Here is a 26,069-nt window from a genome sequence, read left to right as displayed (position 1 = left end):
ATACGGCCGCACCCGAAAGCGCGCAGCACCGGGCAGCGGGAGCCGGCCGCTCTGGAAGCCGCCAAATTTGGCCGCTCTTTGTCGGCGGGCGCATATTCGGCGGTAAGGTCATTGCCAGTTTATTTACCGGCGGGTTGTACCTTCCTTCCGGTTCGGCCCTTACCGAAGCCGACCTGCAGCGCATTGCGGAAATCATCCGCGACGCCTTTGCCTGCCACCACCGCGCCTGAAATCAGCACAAAGCCCAGATTGGCGGTATATAAAGTTCAAACGGCAGTACACCCAGCACAAAACGTCAGCCTGCCAGTACAAGCTCCCGGCAGGCAGTATTAAACTACCGTAGCTTCCAGCGCCTGATGCAGGTCGACCAGCAGTTCTTCCACGGGCTCGATGCCCACGCTCAGGCGCACCAAACCAGCCGTAATGCCCAGCTCCTGCCGCTGCTGTTCGGTAAGTGCCCGGTGCGAGGTGCCCGCCGGATACGACAGCGACGAGTCGACGCCGGCCAAGGACGGTGCGAACGGGAACCGCTGGCTGGCCCGCATGAAGCGGCTCACGGCGTCGGTGCTGTCGTCCAGCAGCCGGAACGAAACCATGCCCCCGAATCGGCCCGCCCCCTGCTCCCGCGCCAACGCCTGCTGCGGGTGCTGCGCCAGCCCCGGATAAAACACCTCCTGCACCGCCGGATGCTGCGCCAGCAGCTCGGCTACGGCCTGGGCATTGCGGCTGTGCGCTTCCATCCGCAGCCGCAGCGTCTTGATACCACGCACGGCCAGCCAGCTTTCCATGGGGCTCAGCGTGAGCCCAAACAGCGTCCCGATTTGCCGCAGGCGGGCGGCATCCTCAGGAGTGCGCGCCACTACCACCCCGGCCGTCACGTCGGAGTGGCCCGCCAGATACTTCGTAACGCTGTGCATCACCAGGTCGGCGCCGTACCCAAAGGGCTGCGTAAGCACCGGCGAGGCAAACGTATTGTCCACCACCAGCTTCAAACCCAGCGCATGGGCGGCCGCGGCCGCGGCACGCAGATCCACCACGCGCAACAGCGGGTTGCTGATGGTTTCGCAAAGCAGCAGCCGGGTGCGGGGCTGTGTGTACGTGGCCAGATTGGTGGTCAGGTCGTCGAAAGGCACGTAGCTGACGGCAATGCCCAGCCGGTCCAGCTCCTGGTTGAGCAGCGCGGCCGAGCCGCCGTAGATGTCGGCCGCACACAGTACATGGTCGCCGGCCGTACAGTAGGTCATCAGAGCCGCGAAGATGGCCGCCATACCCGAGCCCGTGGCCACCGCCCCGGCGCCGCCTTCCAGGTGCGTCACGGCCTCGGCCAGCTCGTCGGAGTTGGGGTTGCCGTTGCGCGAGTACAGGTAGCGGCTGCCGGGCTCCCCGAAGTACAGCTCCAGCTCGTTGAGGTCTTCAAACTTGAAGACGGAGGTCTGGTAAATCGGGGTGATTTTGGGGTGGATGTGCATGGGCGGGAGAGTGGGCGGAAAATTGGGCGCGGGGCAAAACAACGGCAAAGTACGGCGCTGGTTGCAGCCGGGCACTATTTCATCTGCCGCACCTCCTTGCCCAGCTGAGCAGCAGCCGGCCGCCCCGCCGGCAGCTTCTGCAGCGCCGCCAGGTACTGCTGAGCTTCGGTTTTGTGGTTGAGGTTGATGGCCAGACGGGTGAGGTTGGCCAGCGTCTGCCAGTCGTTGGGTTTGCTGGCATTGGCCCGCTGATACAGCGCGTAAGCCTTGTCCTCCTGCCCATGCAGGCTGTGGTACATGGCTAGGTTGAAAGGACCGAGGGAGCTTTCCGGGTAATACTCGCTGACGAGCTCCGCCAGCTGCCGCGCTACCTCGGCGTCTTCGGGCGTGTCGGCCTGCCAGTAGGGCAACATGTATTCTTCCAGATTTTCGGGCAGAAAAACTGCTTCCGGCCCCGGCAAAGGTTTGCCTTCCTGCCAGCGCCACGGCTGGCCGCTGGCTTTGCGCGCAGCCAGGGCCTCGCGCAGCACCTGCACTTCCGGCGCCGGCTCGTGGGTCATCTCGTAAGTCTTGGCCAGCCCAAACCGCATATCCAGCCGGTCCGGGGCCAGCCGTATGCCTTCGCGCAGCGTGTTGCGGGCGGCCTCCAGCAGGCGCGGCTCGTAGCCCTCGTTGAGAGAGCCGGCGGCACTGCCATCCTGCTTCTGCAGCGCCACGCCCCGCCCGGCAGCCGGGGACGTGCTCACCACTACACGGCAGGACTTGCGCAGCAGGTAGTTGAACTGGGCCACGTACCGGTCGGGGTTGTTGGGCTCTTTCAGCTGCCAGGCCTCCAGCACCCGCCGCTGCTTGGCGGTATCCTGGGCCTGCGCGGCCCGCCGGTAGTCAATGGGAAAGGTTTGGGCAACAACCGGGGCCGCCGCAAGCAGCAAACCCATCAGGGGTAGAATAGCGCGCACAGTAGCTGGCAGAGCGTAAAAAGAGTGGCGCAAGCTACGCGCCGTGGCAGATTTCCCGGTTAGCGAAGCCACATAATTTCTACCCCAGCCTCCTCCCCTACCAGACGCACAAAGCCCCGCACCTGCTGGCAGGTACGGGGCTTTGCTGAAACTGCTTCGGGCCGCGCTTACGCCGAAGCGCCTTCTGCCAGCACGATTACGTTGTTGCGCAGCACCTCTACCACCCCACCGTCGATGCGGAAAGTAGTAGCGCCGCCGTTCAGCACCACGTTGCCGGCTTTCAGGGCCGAAATCAGCGGGGCGTGGTTGTTGAGAACCTCGAACAGGCCATCGGTACCCGGAAACTGCGCCGACGTAACCTCGCCTTCAAAAACCTTGCGGTCGGGGGTGATGATTTCTAAATGCATGATGTATGGAATTATCAGGCTAAAAAAGAACGTCATGCTGAGCTTGTCGAAGCATCTCTACCGCAGCAGTAATTAAATACTTGCGCGGTAGAGATGCTTCGACAAGCTCAGCATGACGTTCCGCTTGACGTTCTGACGACTACTTGGCTTCTGCTATCAGACGCTCACCTTTGGCTACGGCATCCTCGATGTTGCCCACCAGGTTGAACGCCGCTTCTGGCAGGTGGTCGTGCTTGCCGTCGATGATTTCGTTGAAGCCGCGGATGGTGTCCTTGATGTCAACGAGTACGCCTTTGAGGCCCGTGAACTGCTCAGCCACGAAGAAGGGCTGCGACAGGAAGCGCTGCACGCGGCGGGCGCGGTTTACTACCTGCTTGTCCTCCTCGGAGAGTTCGTCCATACCCAGGATGGCGATGATGTCCTGCAGTTCTTTGTAGCGCTGCAGAATCTCTTTCACGCGCTGAGCGGTGTTGTAGTGCTCTTCGCCCAGTACCTCTACCGACAGAATGCGCGAGGTGGAGTCCAGCGGGTCAACGGCTGGATAGATGCCCAGCTCGGCGATTTTGCGGCTCAGTACCGTCGTGGCATCCAAGTGAGCAAAGGTGTTGGCCGGGGCCGGGTCAGTCAAGTCATCGGCAGGCACATATACGGCCTGTACCGACGTGATGGAACCGCGCTTGGTGGAGGTAATCCGCTCCTGCATGGCACCCATTTCGGTGGCCAGCGTGGGCTGGTAACCTACGGCCGACGGCATCCGGCCCAGCAGAGCCGATACTTCGGAGCCAGCCTGCGTGAAGCGGAAGATGTTGTCGATGAAGAACAGGATGTCGCGGCCAGCGCCGGTGCCATCACCGTCGCGGAAGCTTTCGGCAATCGTCAGACCCGACAGGGCTACGCGGGCACGGGCTCCGGGAGGCTCGTTCATCTGGCCGAACACGAGAGTCGCCTGCGACTTCTCCATCTCAGCCATGTCTACTTTGCTCAGGTCCCAGCCGCCTTCTTCCATCGAGTGCTTGAACTCCTCGCCGTAGCGAATGATGTTGGCTTCGATGAATTCGCGCAGCAGGTCATTGCCTTCGCGGGTACGCTCACCAACACCGGCAAACACCGACAGACCCGAGTAGGCCTTGGCTACGTTGTTGATCAGCTCCTGAATCAGTACGGTTTTGCCTACGCCGGCACCACCAAACAAACCAATCTTGCCACCCTTTACATAAGGAGCCAGCAAGTCGATTACTTTAATGCCGGTGAAGAATACTTCCGAGGAAGTAGCGAGGTCTTCGAAGCGCGGAGCCTGGCGGTGAATCGGCAGGCGCGTGGTGCTCGTGGGCTGTGGAATGCCGTCGATGGCGTAGCCAATGACGTTGAACAGACGGCCCTTGATGCTGTCGCCGGTGGGCATGGAGATAGGAGCGCCCAGGTCGCGCACGATGGCGCCACGGGTCAGGCCCTCAGTCGAGTCCATGGCGATGGTGCGCACACGGTCTTCGCCCAGGTGCTGCTGGCACTCCAGGATAACGACCTGGCCGTTGTCTTTGATGACTTCGAGGGCGTCGAGGATGTTGGGGAGCTTAGAGCCTTCACCCGCGAAGCTCACGTCCACAACGGGACCGATAACCTGGGTGATTTTGCCGGTATTCGCCATTACTTTTTATGTATGGAGTGGGATGCAACGTTTCAGGCCGCAAAACTACGGCTTAATACCCGCTTTGCCAAAGCAGGTTTTTTCGAGAAATTTAACGGCGCTGATCCGACGCCTCCAACCCTGAAAATCAGGCACTCACAGCCCTCAAAACGCCTTTTACACGCTACTGAGGCCAAATTTTCTGAAAAAATTTTCCACCGAAAGTTTGCCTTGAAAAAAAGCCGTACTACATTTGCAAACCCAAACGGCACACCGGCAACGGAAACGGATGGGAAATTGTCCGATGGTGTAACTGGCAACACGCTTGATTTTGATTCAAGAAAGTCCAGGTTCGAGCCCTGGTCGGACAACCGACTAACCCAACGCGAAAGGCGCTGATTCTTCCTCCCCGGAAGAGTCGGCGCCTTTCGCTTTTTCAGTTTCTGCCATTCCGGGCATAGCACGTAATCTGAGTCATCGTTGTTGACCAACTTTTCCCGGATTCCTCGCTTCGCTCGGAATGACAGGCGTTTTTCACCTTTCCCTTCTTTTCAAGTACCCCATGTCACAGCAGGTAAAAATATTCGCGGGCAACGCCTCCCACGAACTGGGTTTGAAAATTGCCGAAGCTTTCGGCCAGCCGCTCGGCGACCTGAGCATTCAGCGCTTCGCTGATACGGAGCTGGGGCCGAGCTTCAATGAAAGCATCCGGGGCTGCGCCGTGTTCCTGATTCAGAGCACTAACCCGCCCGCCGAAAACCTGATGGAGCTGATGCTGATGGTAGACGCCGCCAAGCGCGCCTCCGCCGCCTCCGTTACCGTGGTGATGCCCTACTACGGCTACGCCCGCCAGGACCGCAAAGACAAGCCCCGCGTAAGCATCGGCGCCAAAGTGGTGGCCGACTTCGTGCAAAGCGTGGGCACCGACCGTCTGATGACCTGCGACCTGCACGCCGGCCAGATTCAGGGCTTCTTCGATATTCCCGTCGATCATCTGGACGGCGCCACCGTCACGGCCCCTTATATAAAGTCGCTCAACCTCGAAAACCTCATCTTCGCCTCGCCCGACGTGGGCGGCGTGGTGCGCACCCGTGGCTTCGCCAAGAAGTTCGGGGCCGAAATCGTAGTCTGTGACAAGATGCGTCTGCGGGCCAACGAAATTGCCTCGATGCAGGTAATCGGCGACGTAACCGGCATGAACGTGGTGCTCGTGGATGACATCGTTGATACGGCCGGCACCATCTGCAAGGCTGCCGAGCTGCTGATGGAGCGCGGCGCCAAATCGGTACGGGCCGTAATTACGCACGGCGTACTGTCGGGCCCGGCCCACGAGCGGATTCTGAACTCGGCGCTGGAGGAACTGGTCATCACCGACACGATTCCGCTGAAGCAGGAGAACCCCAAAATCAAGGTAATTTCCTTGGCGCAGCTGTTTGCGCAGGCCATCCACAATGTCGTGTCGCACGAGTCGATTAGCTCGTTGTTCGTGTAGGGAACGTCTCTTCTGTCATCCTGAGCAGAGCGAAGGATCTTATCACGCCACTACAAGTCGTTGGCACGCCAATCGTTCTTGCGTGATAAGGTCCTTCGCTCCGCTCAGGATGACAATTGTTTGCGAAACCACAACCATTTCCCAAACTATCCGCTTATCTTTGCGGCCCGTTTGCCTGCTTTGGGTAAGCGTTTTTTCCTCAAAAGCACACTTTTATGAAAAGCCTCGAGATTGTAGGGTTTAAAAGAGCGAATCTCGGTAAGAAGGACGCCAAGGCTATCCGCCTGGAATCGTACGTACCATGCGTACTGTACGGTGGTGCAGAGCAGGTTCACTTCTCCGCCCCCGCTATCCTCTTCCGCGAATTGCTGTACACGCCCGAAGTTCACATCGTGGACCTGAACGTGGAAGGCACGCACTACAGCGCCATCGTGCAGGATGCTCAGTTCCACCCCGTGAACGAAATGCTGCTGCACGTTGACTTCCTGGAGCTGCAGGAAGGCAAAGAAGTGAAGATGGACGTTCCAGTAAAGTATGTAGGCGTTTCGCCAGGCGTGCTGGCCGGTGGCAAACTGGTGAGCAAGCTGCGCAAAATCAAAGTGCGTGCTACCCCCGAAAACCTGCCCGAATACGTAGAAGTGGACATTTCGGAGCTGGCTCTCGGCAAGTCGATCAAGGTGAACAAAGTAGTCCCTAACAACTACACCATCCTGACCAACGAGCAGGCGCCGATTGCTACCGTGGCTATCCCACGTGCGCTGAAAGGCCAGATGTCGGCCGACAAATAAGGATCACGGATTGGCACGGATGTAAGCGGATTTCACGGATTTTGTGGACGACGCGGCGTACCTGCCATTCCAACCCAAAAAGCCGTCCTGCTCGCAGGGCGGCTTTTTTTGTGTGCGTTGCACGGCCGAGCCAGCAGGCTCCCGCTGGGCCGGCCGCGCAACCTTGCATCCGTGAAATCCGAAGAATCCGTCTAAATCCGTGATATGAAGTTTCTTGTGCTGTGCCTGGGCAACATCGGGCCGGAATACGCTAATACGCGCCACAACGTGGGCTTCATGGTGGGCGACTACTTGGCCCGCAAGCACGATGCCGCGCCCTGGCAGCTGGGCCGCCACGCCTTCACCACCGAAATCAAGCACAAAGGCCACACCTACGTGCTGGTGAAGCCCACCACCTACATGAACCTAAGCGGCAAAGCAGCGGCCCACTGGCTCAGCACGCTCAAGCTTACGAAAGAGCAGATGTTGGTCGTCACCGACGACCTGGCTTTGCCCTTTGGCAAGCTGCGGCTGAAAGCCAAAGGCTCGGCCGGCGGCCAGAACGGTCTCAAGCACATCCAGGAAACCCTGGGCTCCGACGAATACGCCCGCCTGCGCTTCGGCATCGACTCCAGTTTCTCGAAGGGCCGGCAGGTGGATTACGTGCTCAGCCCGTTCTCGGCGGATGAAAATATTGACCTGGAAGGCCGCCTGGAAAAAGCTGCCGAAGCCGTGCTGGCCTTCGGGGCAATGGGCGTGGAGCGCGCCATGAACGTGGTGAACGTGAAGTAGGGGCGCGTTGCACGCGCCCGCCCGGCATTAGCTATCCAACAGGAAAAAGCCAGTTTCTACATGCGTAGAAACTGGCTTTTTTGCTTGTAGAACGACGTTTGTGGCTCGCAACCACCGGGCGCGTGCAACGCGCTCCTACGCTACCGAACTGCCGGGGCGTACGGGGCTGCTGGGCTGCATCAGGCTAAGCACGCCGTCAGCGTTTTCGGCCATCAGGAGCATGCCCTGGCTTTGTATACCCTTGATTTCGCGGGGGGCAAGGTTGAGCAGCACCTGCACCTGCTGGCCGATAAGGGCCTCGGGCAGGAAGTGCTCGGCAATGCCCGAGACGATGGTGCGGGGCTCCTCGAAACCGAGGTCAACCGATAGCTTGAGCAGCTTTTTGGTTTTGGCGACCTTCTCAGCGGCTACGATGGTGCCGATACGCAGGTCCATCTGCTGGAACTGCTCGAAGCTCACATCCTCTTTTGCGGGAGCGGATACGGCGGCGGCCAGCTCGTTGGCTTTCTTGGTGTCGAGCAGCTTCTGCACCTGGGCTTCTACGGTGGCGTCCTCGATTTTAGTGAACAGCAGCGCGGCTTCGGCCAGCTGGTGGCCGGCAGGCAGCGCGTCGGGGCGGCCGGCCTGGGGCCAGGTGCCTTTCTCGGTGTTGAGCATGCCACCCAGGCGGGCGGCGGCTTCGGGCAGGAAGGGCTCCAGCAGCGTGACCAGGGCGGCGGCCAGCTGCAGCGACACGTGCAGCACGGTGCCAGTGCGGGCCTCGTCGGTTTTGATGAGCTTCCAGGGCTCCTGGTCGGCCAGGTACTTGTTGCCGAGGCGCGAGAGGTTCATCAGCTCGTTCAGGGCGTCGCGGAAGCGGTAGTTGTCAATCAACTCGCCGATGCGGGCCGGGAACTCCTGCAGCTGACGCAGCACGTCCTCGTCCTCGGTGGTGAAGCCCACGGCGGCGGGTACTTTGCCTTCGAAGAACTTGTGGGTGAGCACCACGGCCCGGTTCACGAAGTTGCCGAGGTTGGCCACCAGCTCGTTGTTGTTACGGGCCTGGAAATCCTTCCAGGTGAAGTCGTTGTCCTTGGTTTCGGGGGCGTTGGCGCAGAGCACGTAGCGCAGCACGTCGGCCTGGCCGGGGAAATCCTGCAGGTACTCGTGCAGCCACACGGCCCAGTTGCGGCTCGTGCTGATTTTGTCGCCTTCCAGGTTCAGGAACTCGTTGGCGGGCACGTTATCGGGCAGGATATAGTCGCCGTGGGCCTTGAGCATCGTGGGGAAGATGATGCAGTGGAACACGATGTTATCCTTGCCGATGAAGTGCACCAGCTTGGTTTCGGGGTCTTTCCAGTAGGTTTCCCAGGTGTTGGGCAGCAGGTCCTTGGTGGCCGAGATGTAGCCGATGGGCGCATCAAACCACACGTAGAGTACCTTGCCCTCGGCCCCGGCCACCGGCACGGGCACGCCCCAGTCCAGGTCGCGAGTAACGGCGCGCGGGTGCAGGCCCTGATCAATCCAGCTCTTGCACTGGCCGTACACGTTGGCTTTCCAGTCCTGCTTGTGGCCTTCCACAATCCACTCGCGCAGCCAGGGCTCGTATTGGTCGAGGGGCAGGTACCAGTGCTTGGTTTCGCGCAGCACGGGGTGGTTGCCCGAGAGCATGGAGCGCGGGTTGATGAGCTCGGTGGGGCTGAGCGAGGTGCCGCACTTCTCGCACTGGTCGCCGTAGGCGTTTTCGTTGCCGCAGTTGGGGCAGGTACCCACGATGTAGCGGTCGGCCAGAAACTGGTCGGCCTTCTCGTCATAGTACTGCTCAGAAGTCTGCTCGATGAACTTGCCTTCCTCGTAGAGCTTCTTGAAGAAGCCGCTGGCTACCTCGGCGTGGGTGGCATTGGATGTACGCGAGTAGATATCGAACGACACGCCGAAATCCTGGAACGAGTCGCGGATGATGGCATGGTATTTATCGACTACCTGCTGGGGCGTGACGCCCTCCTTCTGGGCCCGGATGGTGATGGGCACACCGTGCTCGTCGGAGCCGCAGATGAATTTTACGTCGCGCTGCTGGGCGCGCAGGTAGCGCACGTAGATGTCGGCGGGCAGGTACACGCCGGCTAGGTGGCCGATGTGCACGGGGCCATTGGCGTAGGGCAGCGCGGCCGTAACGGTGTAGCGTTGGGGAAGAGAGGCCATATCGGGGGCAGAAAGCAACTAAAGCAAGAGAAAACCGCGGCCGGAAAGCCAACGGGAGTGCAAAGGAACGAGGAATAAAGAGGAATGCCGCCGGTTGGTTTGCCTGAACTATACCAGCGCCAGACTACCGCAACCGATTGATGGCAAGGCGGCCGCCAGGCAGCGGAATGATGTGGTCAGCAACATTACCTATTAATCCTTCTATATTTCGGATACCGACGGCGGCATTTTGCGTACTACGGGCCACCAACCTCCCCCTCCCTAATCTTTCAAATCATGAAAAACCCCGACCAGGAGAAACCTGCCAAAAAAGTCAAGAAGGAAAAAGATCCGGCCGAAAAAACCCAGCGCAAAGCCGCTAAAGCTGCCAAGGCCACTTCCAGCGCCCTTTCTGACACCGGCTCCGGCAAGAAGGCCTCGCAGAAGAAGGCCCTGAAATCGGCGGCCAAGCAGCTGCAGAAGGAGCTGGATGGCCGCATCAGCGAGGTGGTGAAGCGCATCCGCAAGGAAGCAAAAGCCAAGCTGCAGGAAGTGGTGAAAGATGCCAACCAGCGCCTCGACGCCGACATGGAGCACCTGTTTGAGCAGGCGCTGCACACGATAGTTCGCCGTCACGAAAACGGCACCGCTGCCGCCTCCGACAGCATCTCCACCGAATCTGACCCAACTACAGCCGCTGCGGCCAAACCAGCCGCGCGCCCGGCGGCCAAGTCGGCGGCCAAGCCAGCTGCTTCCCGCTCGCAGCCAGCCGCAAAAGCCCCGGCCACGAAACCAACTGCCGCCAGCAAACCCGCCGCTGCCAAACCTGCAGCAAAGCCCGCAGCCACCCGTTCACGCACGGCCGCGGCACCCAAGCCAGCCGCTACCGGCGCCAACAGCGCCCCAGCTACTTCCGACTCGCCTGACGCCTAGCCGTTGCGCCTGCTCTGCCTAATACAATGGCCCGCTGCTTCTTAGGAAGCAGCGGGCCATTGCATGTATGGGGCACCGATAATCTATGGCCGCCGTACGGTGTCTACCGGGGCGCCATTGAGGCGGCGCAGGCGGGTTTCCTGCGAGGTGGTGTTGGCTTCGTTGGTATTGAGGCTTTCCGGACGCTTGCGCGAGTTGATGCCGCTGGCTTGCTCGCCAAGCTGCACGCGGCCCGGCGTAGCGTCGGGTACGGAGCCCCCGTAACCACCACCGCTGTTGTAGGCCGCCTGCCGGTCGGCGTCGGTGCGGATTTCGGCCGGCATGGCCGTGGGACGGGCCACCTCATTGGAGGTTTCCTGCGACGTAAAGCAAGCACTCAGCACGCCTGAAGCGCCGAGCAGCAGCAACCCGCACAACGGATAAACACGAATCGTTTTCATAAAGCAGAGAAAGCCGGCCGCTCCGAAGCTGGCGCGGCTTTCCTTACAACGACTTACGGCCCTGTTGGGTTGGCCCGGCTGGCACTACCCGGCCACCGGCACCGCCAGCGCCGCCCGAATTCCGTCCCAGAGGCCCACGCGGGCCTGCATGCAACGCACGGCGGTTGCCTCGGCCTGCTGCCAGCGGGTGGCATCGTCGGCGCATAGGTCGCGCACCATTTGCTGGGCCAAAGGCGTGTGCACCTCCTCGTCGAGCTGGATGTGGCGGTCCAGGTAGTACGTAAAGGTGTCGAGTTGGCCGGGGAAGCGCTGGCGCAGGTCGTGCACGAGGTGGCGGAACATGTCGGGAATGACGTCTTCGCGGCCAAACGTGAAGGCGGCGGCCACGGCGTGCGGCTGGCCCGACTCGATGATGCGGAACGTATCAAGCACGAATTCGCGCACTGTGGCTGGCGCGTCGGCCGCTTCCAGGGCCTGCGCTACGGTGGCGCCCTGCGCCAGGGCGGCCAGCAGGCGCTCAATGGGGGCGGTATCGGCGCCGCACTCGCGCATGGAGCGCAGGTACAGTTCGAAGTGGCTGGACGGATGGCCTTCGGGGTCAACGTCGGTTTCCTCTTCCAGCACGATGTCGTTGATGAGGCGGCGCGTGGCGGGGTTGCCGCGGGGCACCCACGGCACCTCCACGCAGGTCAGTTCCCGCTGCAAGGCCTTCAGCAGCGACATAAAATCCCAGACGGCAAACACGTGGTGCTGCATAAACACGCGCAGATCGGCGAGCGAGTGCAACGACTGGTACACGCCGTGGGCTACCAGCTGCTGCCGGGCCGGGGCAAGGGCCCCCTGCAGGCCGGCGATGGCATCAGAATGAACTTGAGTGGACATGAGAATCGCGGATTGATTGGATTGCAAAGATTCCTGTGGCTGGTGAAAAATGCGCCAACCACAGCTTGCGACTATAACAAACGAAACGGCCCGCTGGCTTAGGTTGCTAGCAGGCCGGACGCAAAATTAGTTGTCAGTTGTCAGTTGTCAGTTGTCAGAAAGTACGCTCATCGACTAACAACTGACAACCAGCAACTGACAACTACCTTATTTGGCTTTCTCGAACACCATGCCGTAGGAATCCATGCAGTAGCGCTGGCCGGTGGGCTTGGGGCCGTCGTTGAAGACGTGGCCGAGGTGGCCGCCGCACTTGGCGCACACCAGCTCGTCGCGGCTCATGCCCATGGTGTTGTCGGCGGTTACTTTCAGGCTGTTTTCGGTGGCCGGCGCCCAGAAGCTGGGCCAGCCGGTGCCCGACTCAAACTTGGTTTCCGAGGAGAACAACAGGTTGTGGTCGGCGGCACAGTAGTAGTTGCCCTTCTCGTGGTTGTCGTGGTAGGGGTTGTTGAAGGGCCGCTCGGTGCCCTGCTCGCGCAGGATGTAGTACTGCTCCTTGGTGAGCTGGGCTTTCCACTGCGCGTCGGTTTTGCGCACCGGAAACTCGTCGGGCTTGCCGGTTATGGGCTTGGGTTTGGGGTAGGCTTTTGCCGCGCCGGAAGGAGCCGTGGCGGACCGGGGCGAATCGGCGGCGTCCATTTTGGTATCGGTGCGGGCAGTTTTTTTCTGCGAGCAGGCCGTGTTCAGGGTCAGCACCGACAGCAGCATAATCAGGAGGGAGGAGCGCATGAGGCGAGGAAAAGAAAAACAGGTGAAAATGAAAGCACAGGGCCACTTTGGAGCGGCTGCGGCTAGAACATACGCAACCGGGCGCTGGTTCGGCCTTGCGGGTCGCAATCTTCCGGAAGCGCCGGGCCAGGGCTCAGCAGCCCAATCAGTTGGCCTGTTGCTGCTGCCCGTTTCTTCCTCACTCATTAACAATTGATTACTGTAATTTATTTGCGACAAACATTCCGTACCTTTGCACCCGGAAAAACCTTTGTATGCAGAACATTCGGAACATCGCCATTATCGCCCACGTTGACCACGGCAAAACGACGCTCGTGGACAAGATCATCCACGCCTCCAAGCTGTTCGACGAGCACCAGCAGTTCGACGACCTGATTCTGGACAACAATGACCTGGAGCGTGAGCGGGGCATTACCATCGTCTCCAAGAACGTATCGGTACGTTACAAGGACGTTAAAATCAACATCATCGACACCCCTGGTCACGCCGACTTCGGCGGCGAGGTGGAGCGCGTACTGAAAATGGCCGACGGCGTTTTGCTGCTCGTCGATGCCTTCGAAGGTGCCATGCCCCAGACCCGCTTCGTACTGGGCAAAGCCATCGACCTGGGCCTGAAGCCCATCGTGGTGGTGAACAAAGTCGACAAAGAAAACTGCCGTCCCGACGAGGTGTACGAGCAGGTGTTCGACCTCATGTTCAACCTGGGTGCTTCGGAAGACCAGCTGGATTTCGTGACGCTGTACGGCTCTTCGAAGCAGGGCTGGATGAGCACCGACTGGAAGGTGAAGACCGACAACATTATTCCGCTGCTCGACGCGGTTGTGGCTTCCATCCCTCCCGCTCCTACCCTGGACGGCACGCCCCAGATGCAGGTTACCTCGCTCGACTACTCGTCGTTCGTGGGCCGTATCGCCATCGGCCGCGTGCACCGCGGTACGCTGAAGGAAGGCGCCAACATGAGCCTCGTGAAGCGTGATGGCACCATCAAGAAAGTAAAAATCAAGGAGCTGCAGGTGTTCGAAGGCCTCGGCCGCACCAAGGTTTCCGAGGTTAGCTCCGGCGAAATCTGCGCCGTAACCGGCATCGAAGGCTTCGACATCGGCGATACGCTGGCTGACGCCGATAACCCCGAGGGCCTCGCCGTTATCAGCATCGACGAGCCGACGATGAACATGCTGTTCACCATCAACAACTCGCCGTTCTTCGGTAAGGAAGGTAAATTCGTGACCTCGCGTCACCTGCGTGACCGTCTGTTCAAGGAAACCGAGAAAAACCTGGCCCTGCGCGTAAAGGAAACCGATAAGGAAGACACGTTCCTCGTGTACGGCCGCGGTATTCTTCACTTGTCGGTACTCATCGAGACCATGCGTCGCGAAGGGTTCGAACTGCAGGTAGGCCAGCCCCAGGTACTGTTCCAGGAAGACGACAAAGGCCACCGTCTGGAGCCGATTGAGCACCTGGTAGTGGACGTACCCGAGACGACGGCCGGCAAGGTAATCGAGCTGGTGACGATGCGTAAGGGTGAGCTGACCATCATGGAGCCTAAGGGCGACCTGCAGCACCTGGAGTTCAACATTCCGGCCCGCGGCCTGATCGGCCTGCGTAACAACGTGCTGACGGCCACCGCTGGTGAGGCCATCATGAACCACCGCTTCTCGGCCTACGAGCCGCACAAAGGCGTAATCCCCGGCCGTATTGCCGGCTCGCTGATTTCGATGGATACCGGTGTTGGTACCGCTTACACCATCGACAAGATGCAGGACCGTGGCGAATTCTTTGTTGATCCGGGCGAAGAGGTATACGCCGGCCAGGTTATCGGCGAGCACACCCGCCCCAACGACCTGACCATCAACATCCAGAAAGGCAAGAAGCTCACCAACATGCGCGCGTCGGGCACCGACGACAACGCCAAGATCATCCCGAAGCGCCAGTTCTCGCTGGAAGAAGCCATGGAATACATCCAGAAGGATGAATACCTGGAGGTAACGCCGAAGTCGATCCGGATGCGCAAAATTCTGCTCGACGAAAACGAGCGTCTGCGCTCGGCCAAGAAAGTAGACTAACTGCCCGTCAGCTAGTTTGCAAAGGGGAGCAGCCGGTGGCTGCTCCCCTTTTTTATTGCCGGACTTGCTTGGTAATGAGCTGATTGCTTATATTCGCAGAGCCCTCGCCAACCTCTATCTGCAATGGATTCCGAAAACCGCAATAAGCGCGACCTGCCCGAAGTGGTAGCTGATATTCTGATTACGCTGGACAAAGTGCAGCGCGACGTTTCCGCCCTGCAACAGGAAATGGGCGGCCTGCGCCAGGAAATGGGTCACGGCTTCAACCGGCTGGAAAGCGCCTTCAACAACATGACCACGGCCGTGCTGGACGCCATGAACCGGCAAACGGAGCGCTTCGACCGGGTGCAAACCACGTAGACCACCCAGGAAACCGAGGTACGGGAGCTGCGGCAGCGGCTGGAGAACCTGGAGAAAGTGGTGTACAAACAAGCCGGCTAAGCTTACCGGCAGACTATAATACAGCAACAGGCGCGGCCAATGGCCGCGCTTTTTTGTTGCCGGAAGGCCAGATGCGGGCTGTGTTTGTTGTATTGCTACCTGCCATTCCACTCCTGAACTACCCCCGTGCTTCCTGATTTCTCCCCTACTCCGATGCGCAGCCGCCTGCACCTGATGCGGCAGCGCTGGAGCAACCTGCTGTTTGCGCACTGGCCCGTGCCGCCCGAGCTGCTCCGCCCCTATCTGCCGGCCCGGCTGGAAGTGGACACGTTTGAGGGGCATGCGTGGCTGGGCGTGGTGCCGTTCACGATGAGCCACATCCGGCCGCTGGGCCTGCCGGCCGTGCCGGGCCTGAGTGCCCTGCACGAGCTTAACGTGCGCACCTACGCCACCCTCGACGGTGTGCCCGGCGTGTGGTTTTTGTCGCTGGATGCCACGCAGCCGCTGGGCGTGTGGGCGGCCCGCACCTTGTTTCACCTGCCGTATCTGCACGCCCGCATCAGCCTGACGGAAGCGGCGGGCAGCCTGCGGGCGGTGGCCGAGCGCACCCACCGGGGCGCGGCCCCCGCCACCTTCGCGGCTACCTGGACGCCGGGCGCGACATTACCCCTGGCCCAGCCGGGTACGCTGGCCTATTTTCTCACGGAGCGGTATTGCCTGTACACGGCCGGCGCCGACCTGCAGCAAGGCGTGCAGGGTAATAATTTGTGGCGCGGCCGCCTGTGGCACGAGCCCTGGACGCTGCGGGAAGCCACGCTGCAGGAGTGGGACTCGACGCTGGTGGAAAGCCACGGCCTGCCCACCCCGCTGGGGCCACCGCTCCTCTACGCCGCCGATCCGCTGGATGTGCAGGTGCAGGAGCTACGCCGCGTGTAAGCCGGCGCCGGTGCAGCGCTACCGCCGCACCTCAAACGTAGTGTAGCGCTGCACCGGCCCAGCCGATACCTCCACCTGAGTTACGTGCGCCGCGGGCGGGCCGTGGTGGCACCAGGCCTGCAGAGCGTCCAGCGCTTCGGCCGGGCCTTCCGCTTCGATGGTGACGGTGCCGTCGGGGTTGTTGCGGGCGTAGCCGTGGAGGCCCAGTTGCCGGGCCTGCTGCACGGTGCTCTGGCGGTAGAAAACGCCCTGGACGCGGCCATGAACGAGAAACGTGCGGTGCTGAATGGCCATAGAAAGGCAGGGAAACGGGTACGAAAGTTCAAAGGTGGCAAACGGCCATAACACCGCGCAACCTGCGTGCTGCATCCGGGGCTGGGGCGTCTGGCATTTTATGCGTTGATTCGCGGCCAAGCATCTTATCGATACCCTATGCCGGCGCCTGAATTCTTCTATACCCTCACCGTCGTTCTGCCCATTCTGGCGGTTGCCCTAACGCTCTGGACTGGTGGCTGGCTGCGGAGGGTATATCTGATAAGTGTCCGGCTCTTGCTGGGGGCTTTCATGCTGAGCGCCGGCCTCTACAAGCTCTCCGACAACCAGATACCGTGGCTGATGGGCCCACCGATGAACCACACCTTGCTGGCGAAGTATGGCTTGCAGCTTTTCGCCCAATTCATTGGGGTAGCGCAACTGATCATTGGTTTGTTACTGCTAACGGGCCGGTTTGCGCTGTTGGGAGCCCTGATGCTGGTGCCGATATGGGCAGGCATCATTATGTTTACTTGGTCTCAGGACTGGCAGGGAGTTGAGGATTGGCGGGGCACTCCATCCCTTGTCTGCGGCTTTCTGATTCTAACCCTGGGTTTGCTGCTGCACGACTACCACCGGCTCAAGTACGTGTTCTACCCGCCCGCACAGCCCGAAACCATCCGGGCGGTGCCGCTGCGCACCGGGCCGCGGGGCCTGGAGGCGCTGTGGTGGCTGGGGGCGGCCGTATTTATGGGCGGCAGCCTGCTCTACCCGGTTTCGCTGCGCGTGATGGTGGGCACCATGCTGGCGGGCCTGCTGCTCCTGCTGGCGGCCGGCGGCCTGCTGCTGTGGCGCCGCCGCCGCACCGCCGCCGCGCCCGGCGTCTAGCCGCGCTGGCGCACGGCCTCAAACGTGAGGATGGCCGTGGCGGTGCTCACGTTCAGCGAATCAATGTAGCCGCCCATCGGGATGATGATGGTTTCGGTGCAGGCCTGCATGAGCTCGGGCGTGAGGCCGTCGGCTTCGGTGCCCATCACGAAGGCGGTGGGGCCGCGGAAGTCATACTGGGTGTAAGGGCGGGCGTGGTCGGTGAGGGCGGCGGCGTAGGTGCGGATGCCGTGCTGCTGGCACCAGCCGAGCAGTTCCTGCCGGGTAGTGGCTACGGTGGGCACCGTGAAAATGCAGCCGATGCTGCTGCGGATGGCGTTGGGATTATACAGGTCGGTGCGTGGGTCGCAGATGATGACGGCGTCGGCGCGGGCGGCGTCGGCGGTGCGCAGGATGGCACCCAGGTTGCCGGGCTTCTCCACAGCCTCCAGCACCAGCAGCAGCGGCGAGGCCGGCAGCTTCAGCCCGGCCAGCGTGTGGCGCGGCGGCTGCGCCAGGGCCAGCACGCCGTCGGAGCCTTCGCGGTACGCCACTTTCTCAAACACCGCCTTCGACACCTCAAACCACTCCGTCGGGCCTTCTCCAAACAGGGCCTGCAGCTGCTGCTGCCGCTCGGGGCCGGCTAGCTCGGGGCACACAAACAGCGTGGGCACAGCCACGCCGGCAGCCCGGGCAATGGTCAGCTCGCGCAGGCCTTCAATGATGGTGAGGCCCTGCTCGCGCCGCTCCGACGATTTTTGCTGCAGCTTGAGCAGATTTTTGATGCGCGGGTTCTGGGGACTGGAAAGGAGGTCGGGCATAACGAAAGACGAGCCCGGCAATCCGGCGGGCGCCCCAAAGATACAGCACCGGGGCCGAGAGGCGGCGTGCTTTTCCGTGCCCCAACCGTTATCCTTGCAGGCGCGTAAGCGTGCTGACTTTCGGTTTCGCCTTTTTCCTGCAGATGCGGCTACAACTCAATACCAAGATTCTTCTCGGCTTCACGGTGGCGCTGCTGGTGCTCACGCTCACCTCGCTGCTGGCCTACCGCAGCATTCAGCAACTGAGCTTTTACACGCGGCAGGTGGAGCACACCTACCAGGTGATGCAGCACACCTCCGACATGCGCATGCGCACCCGCGACGCCCAGCTGGCCGTGCGCAACTACCTGCTGCTGAACGACACCACCCGCCTGGACGAGGTGCAGAGCAGCCTCGACGGCGCCCTGCGCAACTTCGACTCGCTGCTGCTGCTCACCCGCGACAACCCCACGCAGCAGGGCCGCCTCGACAGCCTGCGGCAGCTGATTGCCTTTGAGCGGGCCCTGCTCACCAAGTGGCAGCGCGCGCCAGCCTCGCTTGAGGCCGCCCGCGACTTGGTGCTGGCCGACAAAAACACGCTGAACGATATCCGGCGGCTGCTGGATGAAATAACGGTGGACGAAACGGTTCTGCTCGACCAGCGCCGCCAGAACCAGGATTTCTACGAAAACACCAGCCCGCTGGCCATCGTCGTGTCGGCGGTGCTGGCCGTGCTGATTGTGCTGTGGCTGTTCTCGAAAATCTCGCGCGAGCTGCGCGCCAACCAGCGCCTGCAGCAACAGCTGACCACCGTGAACGACGACACGGCCCAGCGCATCGAAATCATTGAGAACCTGGCCAACCAGGTGGTGCAGGGCGACTTCAGCGTGAAGATCAGCCAGGACCAGCAGCGCGACACGCTGGGCAAGCTGGCCACCTCGCTCAACCGCATGACCCAGACGCTCGATGAGAACTTCACGGCTCTCAAAAACCGCAACCTGGAGCTGGACCAGTTTGCCTACGTAGCCTCCCACGACTTGAAAGCGCCGCTGCGGGGCGTGATGACGGTGGTCAAGTGGATTGAGGACGAGCTGCACGGCGAGCTGAGCGAGCAGATGCGCCAGTACCTGGACATGATGAAAGGCCGTCTCAGCCGCCTCGAAGACCTCATCAACGGCCTGCTGGCCTACGCCCGCGCGGGCCGCACCGAGCAGCACATCGAGGAAGTGAACGTGGCGCAACTGGTGAGCGAAATCACGGAAATGGTGGTGCCGCTTAGCTTCCGGGTAGAGCTGGCTGACTCGCTGCCGGTGCTGCACACCGACCGCCTGAGCCTGCAGCAGGTGTTCACGAATCTGATGAGCAACGCCGCCAAATACCACGACAAAGAGGCGGGCACTATCACCGTCGGCTGCCGCGACGTGGGCAAGTGCTACGAGTTTCGGGTGCAGGACGACGGCCCGGGCATCGCGCCCGAATACCACGAGAAGATCTTTCTTATTTTCCAGACCCTGCGCGACCGGCACACGGCCGAAAGCACCGGCATCGGCCTGAGTATCGTTAAGAAAATCATCGACGAGCAAAAGGGCAGTATCCACGTCGAGTCGGCCGTGGGCCAAGGCGCCGCCTTCGTGTTTACTTGGCCGAAAGAGGCGGTGAAGTGATTTTGGGTGGTGAGGTAATGAATTGATGAGGTGAAAGATGATGGAGTAATGAGGTGATGGAGTGATATGCTTGCCCTGATTTCCAATCATCCCGTCCATTCATCTGCCCATCACTGCTTCACCATCATCCTATTACCTCACTGCCCAATCACCTAACCGCCTCATCCCCCACCACCCCATTACCCCATCCCTATCATGCGCTCCGTACTGCTTGTAGAAGACGATTTCTTTGACACCATGACGGTGAAGAAGTCATTTGAGAAATTCAGCGTGCAGCACAAGCTGTACACCGCCTTCAACGGCCTGGAGGCCCTGGACCTGCTGCTGGGCCAGAACGGCGTGGAGCCCATCCGGCCGCTGCCCGAGGTGATTCTGCTGGACCTGAACATGCCCAAAATGAACGGGCACGAGTTTCTGGCCGAAATCCGCCGCAACCCCGACCTAGCCGGCATTCCGGTGTTCATCACCACCACCTCCGGCATGGACGTGGACCGGCTCAATGCCCAGAACCTGGGCGTGAGCGGCTACATCCTCAAGCCCATTGACTTTGAAACCACGACCGACATGGTGGACAGCATGAGCCTGCTCGAGAAGCTCCTTAAATAGCACCGCGCAATCATGACGCTGAAGTTCGAAAACGACACCACCCGCATTTACTACGACGACACCATTCCCGGCCTGGTTCAGGTCTGGAACGGCTTTGCCAACGGCGCCCCCCTACGGGCAGCTCACGAAGCCCTGCTGCAACTGCAGCAGCAGTATGGCACGGCCAAATCCCTGAGCGACCTGCGCCTGATGCGCGTTATTCCGCGCGCCGACCAGCAGTGGATTCAGGAGGTGTTTTTTCCGCAGGCCCTGGCGGCCGGCTACCGTGCCGTGGCCATCATCACCAGCGAGGACGTCTTCAACCAGACGTCTGTGAAGAATATCCTGCTGCATGTCGGGCAGAACGATACCTTTCAGGCGGAATATTTTCAGGAAGAAGCTACGGCGCGGGCTTGGCTGGCGCAACTGCCGTAGCAAAACCCCAAACCGGGCACTTATTTTGCTGCTCCTGCACACTTGTCTATTCTGAGGCGACGTTTCTTCCTGGCGCCTTATTCTTCGCCCTTCTGCCCTCCTCGTATGCTACTTCGTTCTGCCTTGCTGATGTCGTTGGGGCTGGGACTGGCCGCGCCCGCTGCCGTGCGGGCCCAGCAGGTTCCGCGTGAGCTCAACACGCTGCCGCCGGCCCCCGCCACCCGCCCGCCAGCGGCCGCCGTCCCGGCTGCCACTCCCGACACTACGCGCCAGGCCGCGCCGCGCCAGCTGGCTGCGCCCCCGGCAGCCCCCGCTACGGCGCCGCAGCAGGCACCTTTGCCGCCGGCCGCCACCACCCGTTACAGTGTGGGTCTGAAAAGCGGGCAGGTCTATAAGGGCTTCGACGTGCTGGTGAAGCAGCCCCTGCTGGGCCGCCCCTACCTACTGATGGACGGGCAGCAGCGCTTCGAGCTGGAACAAGTGCGCTATTACGAAGACGAAACCGGTTTCTACGTGCGCACCACGCTGCCCGGCCGCTCCTCCCGCGAGTCCACGCTGCGCCGTGATAAAGTAGGCCGCATCAGTCTGTATTCCATCACCAGCACGCAGTACGCCGGCAACGGCATGGGCGGGTTCGGCGGGGGCTATGGCCGCTACGGCGGGTTTGGGGGCTACCCCTACGGCTTTGGCGGGCCGGCGTACCGCACCACCAAAACCGAGTATTTCAGCAAAGACAACGGCCCGATTGAGAACCTGAACGTACGCACCCTTGCCCTGGCCACCGCCGACAACCAGGCCGCTACCAGCCTGCTGCTGCAGGCCCGCCAGTACCAGACCTACACCACGCTGAGCTACGTGGCGGCCGGGGGCCTGCTGGTGGCCGGGCTGGTGCAGTCGCTCAACCAGAACAGCAACGGGCCCTCCATTTCGCCGCTGGTGTATGCCAGCCTACCGCTGATGATTGTGCCGCTGGTGCTGGGCGGCAAAACCCAGAACAACGTCCGCCAAGCCATCAGCCTCTACAACCGCGGGCAGTAGCTGGGAGACGGAGCGCGCCAAAACCGGCCGCCCTGCCAACGCCGGGGCCCGTGCCTGCGTAGGCTGCAGGTGTGATACCAGACCTTTTTTCGGCAGTGGATGCCGACACGGAAGCGCGCCGCCGCAAAGCCCTGCTGGTGCATGCGCGCCTGTGCGCAGAGTACGGCGCTCCTTTCCCGTTTTTCAGCACCAAAGACCCGCTCAGCGAGCTGGTCAGCGCGCTGCTGTCGCACCGCACCCGCAACCACGACTCGCACCGGGCCTATCAGGAGCTAAGGAGCCGCTTTCCTACCTGGGAGGCCGTGCGCGATGCGCCTACTGAAGAAGTGCAGCAGGCCATCAGCGCCTGCACCTGGCCCGAGCAGAAGGCGCCGCGCATTCAGGCTGTGCTACGCGAAGTGAGCACCCGGTGCAATGGTGGCCCCTGCCACCTGGAGTTTCTGGCCGACCTGCCGGTGCCCGAGGCGCGGGCCTGGCTGGAGGCCATTCCGGGCATCGGGCCCAAAACCAGCGCCGCGGTGCTGCTCTTCAGCACTCTGCGCATCGCGGCCATGCCCGTCGATAGCCACCACCACCGCGTGGCGCAGCGCCTGGGCCTCATCGGCCCGAAAGTGGGCGAGGCGGCCGCGCACAAGCTGCTGGAGGCCCTGCTCCCACCCGGCTGGGATGCCCAGCAGGTCTACGACCACCATGAGGCGCTGATGTTCCACGGCCAGAAGTGCTGCTATTTCCACACGCCTGCCTGCGGCCGCTGCGTCGTCCTCGACCAATGCCCATTCGGCCAGGCGCGGGTGAGGTGATGAGGTGATGAGGTGATGAAGAACATCATGCAGAGGCGTAGCCGAAGCATCTCGCGTGCTGATGTTGGAGTACTACTGCAACATCAGCACGCGAGATTCCTCGCTCCACTCGGAATGACGTTATTGCGTCATCACCATTCACCTCATCACCTCATCACTAACATTCACCTCATCCCATGAAACCTACTTACGGCGTACCGGCTTTGCTTTCGTTTTTCATTCCCGGCCTGGGGCAGCTCATCAAGGGGCAGATTTTGAAGGCCTTCCTGATCTGGGCTGTGGGCGGCGCACTGAGCTTCTTCCTGGTCTGGACTATCGTGGTGCCGTTCGTTATCTGGGCCTGGAACGTGTACGACGCCTACAACGACCCGGCGTAGCGGCATGGCCGTGCTTCATCTGAAGGCCAAACCCAACGCCCGCCAAAATGCCTTGCTGGTAGCCCCGGATGGCACCATTACGGTGCGCCTGCACGCGCCCCCGCAGGACGGCAAGGCCAACGCCTGCCTGCTGGCGTACTTAGCGGAGGTGTTCGGGCTGCCCAAGTCGCAGCTGAACCTGCTGAGCGGCCACACCGCCCCGTTCAAGAAAGTGGAACTGGCCGGCCTCTCCAACGAAGCCCTGCAGGCCACGCTGGCGCGCTATTCCGCTGCCTGAAGGCGGCATTACAGTGGGTACTGAGTATTGGGTATTGAGTACCCAATACTCAGTACCCAATACTAAATACTAAAAGAAACCAACGAGTTATGACTTTTCCGATGTGGGCGCAGGCCGGATTTTGGGGGCTTGTGTCGGGGTCGGCGCTGCTGCTGGGCGCGGCTGCGGGCTATTTTCTGCGGGTACCGCAGCGGCTTATTGCCGCCATCATGGCCTTTGGCAGCGGCGTACTGATTGCCACTCTCTCCCTGGAGCTGATGGAGGAAGCCTACCATAAGGGCGGCTTTATGGCCACGGCGCTAGGCTTTCTGGGCGGAGCAGCGGCCTTCACGCTGGCCAACTGGCTACTGGCCCGCCACGGCGCCAAGCACCGCAAACGCTCCGGCGAGCACCAACAGCAGGAGCGCACCGCCGTGCAGCAGGGCCATACGGAAGCCTCCGGAGGCGGCGACGACAACAGCCTGGCTCTGGCCATCGGGGCTTTGCTGGATGGTATTCCTGAGAGCATCGTTATCGGGCTGAGCATGCTGGCGGGCGGCGGGGTGAGCGTGGTAGCGGTGGTGGCCATCTTCCTCTCCAACCTACCCGAGGGCCTTTCCAGCGCCTCGGGCATGCGCAAGGCCGGCCGCCCGGCCCGCTACGTGCTGCTGCTGTGGGCCGGCATTGCCCTGATTTCGGGCCTGGCCTCGCTGGCGGGCTACACGGTGTTCAGCCATTTTTCCAACGAGGTAGTAGCCGCCACCATGGCCGTATCGGCCGGGGCCGTGCTGGCCATGATTGCCGACACGATGATTCCGGAGGCCTTTGCAGTGGCCCACAATTTCACGGGCTTTATTACGGTACTGGGGTTCCTGGTGTCGTTTTTCCTGAGCAAGATGGAGTAAACGGCATCTATCATTTTGAGCCTTCTGTCATCCTGAGTTTGCGAAGGACCCTATCATGTCTGAACGGTGCGTCAGATAATGGCTTGTGCCAGCGTGATAAGGTCCTTCGCAAGCTCAGGATAACAGATTACGCTACACGAAAAAGCCGTCAGATTCCCCCCTGACGGCTTTTTCTCCCCACTCCTCAACACACCCGGCGTTGGCCACCCCCGCTTTCCGGAGCCGGAGGGCCAGTGGCCGGGTGATACTTACACGCCCTCTACCACCGGCTCGCGGCGGTAGCTGCGCTCAAATTCTTCATCGATGTGGTAGGTGGACTCCTCGTGCTGGCTCAGGTCTAGGCCCAACTCTTCGTCCTGCAGCTTCACGCGCAGCCCGAAGAGGCGGTCGGTGAGCTTGAGCAGTAGCCAGGAGCCCACGAACGAGTAGGTCACCACAATCACCAAACCCAGCACGTGGTAGCCGAAAACCGTGGCCGAACCGTGCACCAAACCCACTTTATCGGCGAATACGCCGGTAAGCAGCATGCCCACGATGCCGCCCAGGCCGTGGCACGGAAACACATCCAGCGTGTCGTCGAGGGTGGTGCGGTTGTTTTTCCAATGCACGGCCCCGTAGCTGATCAGCGACGCCACGACGCCGATGAAAATGCTGTGGCCGTACTGCACGAAGCCCGCTGCCGGCGTGATGCCTACCAGCCCTACCACGGCCCCGATGCAGGCGCCCAGCGCGGTAGGCTTGCCGCCGTGCACCGTTTCGACCAGCAGCCAGGCCGTGAGGGCCGCGCCCGAGGCCAGCATGGTGTTCACGAAGGCCAGCGCGGCCACTTCGTTGGCAGCCAGCGAAGAGCCGGCATTGAAGCCGAACCAGCCGAACCACAGCAGCCCGGTACCCAACAGCACGTAGGGCACATTGGGCGTGGAAAAAGCCGCTTTGCGCACGTGCGTGGTGCGGCGGCCCAGCACCATGGCGCCGGCCAGCGCCGCAATGCCCGCCGAAATGTGCACCACCGTGCCGCCAGCAAAGTCAAGCACGCCCCACTGCCGCAGGAAGCCCTCGGGGTGCCAGGTCCAGTGGGCCAGCGGGCAGTAGATGAACAGGCAAAACAGCACCATAAAGGCCAGGTAGCCCTTGAAGCGCACCCGCTCGGCAAACGAGCCGGTAATAAGCGCCGGCGTGATAACGGCAAACTTGAGCTGAAACGCGAAGTAGAGCACAAACGGAATGGTAGCCGCAAACGCCGGATTTGGCGCGGTGCCTACGTTGCGCAGCATCATAAACGTCAGCGGATTGCCGATCAGGCCGTGCCAGGAGTCGCCGTAGGCCAGTGAGAAACCCACAAAGTAGAATACCAGCGTAATCACGCCCATGGCCACGAAGCTCTGCAGCATGGTGCTGATGACGTTTTTGGGCCGCACCATGCCGCCGTAGAAGAACGACAGGCCCGGCGTCATGATCAGCACGAAGGCCGTGGCCGTCAGCATCCAGGCCACGTCGGCGCCGTTGAGCGAGCCCGCCAGCGCGGCCGGATGCGCCACTTCCGTGAAGGCCGCCACCGCCGCCAGCCCGATCAGCGTAACCAGCGAAAACATGCTCAGACTGGTAAGCTTTTTTGAGGGAGCAATCATGTCTACAGGAATCGGTGCAGTGCGTTATGCAAAGGCAATTTAACAATAAAACACCCTTATCAGCAACTACTACCCTCGGAATTTACCCTACATCAGCTTAATTTATAAGATTTACTAAGAAAGCACCCCTAAATTATAACCCAATATCCAGACAAAACACATTTTTGGGATAAAACACCTATCAGCGCACCAGTGGCACGGTGCCGGCAGGATTATCTGGCAGTTGGGCGAGGCCGCTGTAGCTAGCGGCTCAAACGGGAAGGCACCGAAATCCGTCCCGTTTGGCAGCCGCACGATTTTTACGGGTACCTGCTGCTGCACCAACTGCCGAACGCGCTGCGTAGCGCCAGCACTACGCGGCGGTCAGATGC

The 26,069-nt window shown here is 61.3% G+C and carries 27 protein-coding genes and 1 tRNA gene; 17 read left to right on the top strand and 11 right to left on the bottom strand.

The annotated features are described in order from the left end of the window. Window positions 1-329: 329 nt before the first annotated feature. From O3303_RS19020 to atpD, 4 genes are all read right to left on the bottom strand, one after another. Window positions 330-1,469, bottom strand: a complete 1,140-nt coding sequence (locus tag O3303_RS19020) for a trans-sulfuration enzyme family protein (protein WP_269559946.1) — start codon at window positions 1,467-1,469, stop codon at window positions 330-332. A 74-nt stretch (window positions 1,470-1,543) separates the two neighbouring features. Next, window positions 1,544-2,428 (bottom strand): tetratricopeptide repeat protein, encoded by an 885-nt coding sequence (locus O3303_RS19015; RefSeq protein ID WP_269559945.1) that lies wholly within the window; start codon window positions 2,426-2,428, stop codon window positions 1,544-1,546. Between the two features lie 167 nt (window positions 2,429-2,595). Beyond that, window positions 2,596-2,835: an ATP synthase F1 subunit epsilon gene (gene atpC / locus O3303_RS19010; RefSeq protein ID WP_044013995.1), complete on the bottom strand. Its 240-nt coding sequence runs from the start codon at window positions 2,833-2,835 to the stop codon at window positions 2,596-2,598. Between the two features lie 139 nt (window positions 2,836-2,974). Then, a complete protein-coding gene (gene atpD, locus O3303_RS19005; protein ID WP_269559944.1) occupies window positions 2,975-4,480 on the bottom strand; it encodes a F0F1 ATP synthase subunit beta in 1,506 nt (501 codons plus the stop codon). 277 nt (window positions 4,481-4,757) lie between these two features. Here atpD and O3303_RS19000 point away from each other — a divergent pair. The 4 genes from O3303_RS19000 to pth all read left to right on the top strand — a co-directional run bounded on the left by O3303_RS19000 (window position 4,758) and on the right by pth (window position 7,510). Continuing rightward, window positions 4,758-4,830 (top strand) — tRNA-Gln (locus tag O3303_RS19000). A gap of 191 nt (window positions 4,831-5,021) precedes the next feature. Further along, window positions 5,022-5,951 carry a ribose-phosphate pyrophosphokinase gene (locus tag O3303_RS18995; RefSeq protein WP_269559943.1) on the top strand — a complete coding sequence of 310 codons (930 nt, stop codon included), beginning with the start codon at window positions 5,022-5,024 and terminating at the stop codon, window positions 5,949-5,951. A gap of 215 nt (window positions 5,952-6,166) precedes the next feature. Continuing rightward, complete coding sequence (locus O3303_RS18990) at window positions 6,167-6,739, top strand: 50S ribosomal protein L25/general stress protein Ctc (RefSeq protein WP_269559942.1); 573 nt, start codon at window positions 6,167-6,169, stop codon at window positions 6,737-6,739. Window positions 6,740-6,943: 204 nt separating this feature from the next. After that, a complete protein-coding gene (pth, locus tag O3303_RS18985; protein WP_269559941.1) occupies window positions 6,944-7,510 on the top strand; it encodes an aminoacyl-tRNA hydrolase in 567 nt (188 codons plus the stop codon). Window positions 7,511-7,645: 135 nt separating this feature from the next. On the opposite strand, the gene metG is transcribed toward pth, so the two are convergent. After that, on the bottom strand, window positions 7,646-9,691 hold the full coding sequence (gene metG / locus O3303_RS18980; RefSeq protein WP_269559940.1) for a methionine--tRNA ligase: 2,046 nt from the start codon (window positions 9,689-9,691) through the stop codon (window positions 7,646-7,648). Window positions 9,692-9,967: 276 nt separating this feature from the next. Between metG and O3303_RS18975 the strand changes: the two genes are divergently transcribed. Then, window positions 9,968-10,603 carry a hypothetical protein gene (locus O3303_RS18975; RefSeq protein ID WP_269559939.1) on the top strand — a complete coding sequence of 212 codons (636 nt, stop codon included), beginning with the start codon at window positions 9,968-9,970 and terminating at the stop codon, window positions 10,601-10,603. Window positions 10,604-10,686: 83 nt separating this feature from the next. On the opposite strand, the gene O3303_RS18970 is transcribed toward O3303_RS18975, so the two are convergent. From O3303_RS18970 to msrB, 3 genes are all read right to left on the bottom strand, one after another. Further along, window positions 10,687-11,043, bottom strand: coding sequence for a hypothetical protein (locus O3303_RS18970; RefSeq protein WP_269559938.1), 357 nt, complete (start codon window positions 11,041-11,043; stop codon window positions 10,687-10,689). An 84-nt stretch (window positions 11,044-11,127) separates the two neighbouring features. Further along, window positions 11,128-11,925 carry a DUF3050 domain-containing protein gene (locus tag O3303_RS18965; protein WP_269559937.1) on the bottom strand — a complete coding sequence of 266 codons (798 nt, stop codon included), beginning with the start codon at window positions 11,923-11,925 and terminating at the stop codon, window positions 11,128-11,130. Between the two features lie 207 nt (window positions 11,926-12,132). Then, entirely contained in the window at window positions 12,133-12,711 is a 579-nt protein-coding gene (msrB, locus tag O3303_RS18960; protein WP_269559936.1) for a peptide-methionine (R)-S-oxide reductase MsrB, read from the bottom strand. 254 nt (window positions 12,712-12,965) lie between these two features. Between msrB and typA the strand changes: the two genes are divergently transcribed. The 3 genes from typA (at window position 12,966) to O3303_RS18945 (ending at window position 16,091) form a co-directional block, all read left to right on the top strand. After that, window positions 12,966-14,774: a translational GTPase TypA gene (gene typA, locus O3303_RS18955; RefSeq protein WP_269559935.1), complete on the top strand. Its 1,809-nt coding sequence runs from the start codon at window positions 12,966-12,968 to the stop codon at window positions 14,772-14,774. Between the two features lie 123 nt (window positions 14,775-14,897). Next, entirely contained in the window at window positions 14,898-15,134 is a 237-nt protein-coding gene (locus tag O3303_RS18950; RefSeq protein WP_269559934.1) for a hypothetical protein, read from the top strand. 207 nt (window positions 15,135-15,341) lie between these two features. Continuing rightward, window positions 15,342-16,091, top strand: coding sequence for a YqjF family protein (locus O3303_RS18945; protein WP_269559933.1), 750 nt, complete (start codon window positions 15,342-15,344; stop codon window positions 16,089-16,091). An 18-nt stretch (window positions 16,092-16,109) separates the two neighbouring features. On the opposite strand, the gene O3303_RS18940 is transcribed toward O3303_RS18945, so the two are convergent. Continuing rightward, on the bottom strand, window positions 16,110-16,385 hold the full coding sequence (locus O3303_RS18940) for an acylphosphatase (protein WP_269559932.1): 276 nt from the start codon (window positions 16,383-16,385) through the stop codon (window positions 16,110-16,112). A gap of 138 nt (window positions 16,386-16,523) precedes the next feature. Between O3303_RS18940 and O3303_RS18935 the strand changes: the two genes are divergently transcribed. Beyond that, window positions 16,524-17,231: a DoxX family membrane protein gene (locus O3303_RS18935; protein ID WP_269559931.1), complete on the top strand. Its 708-nt coding sequence runs from the start codon at window positions 16,524-16,526 to the stop codon at window positions 17,229-17,231. Here the strand turns inward: O3303_RS18935 and O3303_RS18930 are convergent. Then, a complete protein-coding gene (locus tag O3303_RS18930; protein WP_269559930.1) occupies window positions 17,228-18,031 on the bottom strand; it encodes a TrmH family RNA methyltransferase in 804 nt (267 codons plus the stop codon). The two genes, O3303_RS18935 and O3303_RS18930, sit on opposite strands and share 4 nt — an antisense overlap. Window positions 18,032-18,141: 110 nt before the next feature. Between O3303_RS18930 and O3303_RS18925 the strand changes: the two genes are divergently transcribed. The 8 genes from O3303_RS18925 (at window position 18,142) to O3303_RS18890 (ending at window position 24,070) form a co-directional block, all read left to right on the top strand. Next, window positions 18,142-19,674, top strand: a complete 1,533-nt coding sequence (locus O3303_RS18925) for a sensor histidine kinase (RefSeq protein WP_269559929.1) — start codon at window positions 18,142-18,144, stop codon at window positions 19,672-19,674. A gap of 195 nt (window positions 19,675-19,869) precedes the next feature. Next, the gene (locus tag O3303_RS18920) at window positions 19,870-20,280 is read left to right on the top strand and encodes a response regulator (RefSeq protein ID WP_269559928.1); all 411 of its coding nucleotides are present in this window, start codon (window positions 19,870-19,872) and stop codon (window positions 20,278-20,280) included. A gap of 12 nt (window positions 20,281-20,292) precedes the next feature. Then, window positions 20,293-20,694 carry a hypothetical protein gene (locus tag O3303_RS18915; RefSeq protein WP_269559927.1) on the top strand — a complete coding sequence of 134 codons (402 nt, stop codon included), beginning with the start codon at window positions 20,293-20,295 and terminating at the stop codon, window positions 20,692-20,694. Window positions 20,695-20,799: 105 nt separating this feature from the next. Next, window positions 20,800-21,732 (top strand): hypothetical protein, encoded by a 933-nt coding sequence (locus O3303_RS18910; protein WP_269559926.1) that lies wholly within the window; start codon window positions 20,800-20,802, stop codon window positions 21,730-21,732. A 71-nt stretch (window positions 21,733-21,803) separates the two neighbouring features. Then, window positions 21,804-22,532, top strand: coding sequence for an endonuclease III domain-containing protein (locus tag O3303_RS18905; RefSeq protein WP_269559925.1), 729 nt, complete (start codon window positions 21,804-21,806; stop codon window positions 22,530-22,532). A gap of 176 nt (window positions 22,533-22,708) precedes the next feature. Further along, window positions 22,709-22,909 (top strand): DUF5683 domain-containing protein, encoded by a 201-nt coding sequence (locus O3303_RS18900; RefSeq protein ID WP_044014034.1) that lies wholly within the window; start codon window positions 22,709-22,711, stop codon window positions 22,907-22,909. Window positions 22,910-22,919: 10 nt separating this feature from the next. Then, a complete protein-coding gene (locus tag O3303_RS18895; RefSeq protein ID WP_269559924.1) occupies window positions 22,920-23,186 on the top strand; it encodes a DUF167 domain-containing protein in 267 nt (88 codons plus the stop codon). A gap of 89 nt (window positions 23,187-23,275) precedes the next feature. Then, entirely contained in the window at window positions 23,276-24,070 is a 795-nt protein-coding gene (locus O3303_RS18890) for a ZIP family metal transporter (protein ID WP_269559923.1), read from the top strand. A gap of 248 nt (window positions 24,071-24,318) precedes the next feature. Here the strand turns inward: O3303_RS18890 and O3303_RS18885 are convergent, their stop codons facing one another. Beyond that, window positions 24,319-25,698 carry an ammonium transporter gene (locus tag O3303_RS18885; RefSeq protein ID WP_269559922.1) on the bottom strand — a complete coding sequence of 460 codons (1,380 nt, stop codon included), beginning with the start codon at window positions 25,696-25,698 and terminating at the stop codon, window positions 24,319-24,321. Between the last annotated feature and the right edge of the window lie 371 nt (window positions 25,699-26,069).

Origin of the sequence: Hymenobacter canadensis, assembly GCF_027359925.1 — a bacterium.
Taxonomy (GTDB): Bacteria; Bacteroidota; Bacteroidia; order Cytophagales; family Hymenobacteraceae; genus Hymenobacter; species Hymenobacter canadensis.
The sequence above is the reverse complement of the archived record's forward strand: the minus strand, read 5'-3'. Positions and strand labels throughout refer to the sequence as shown.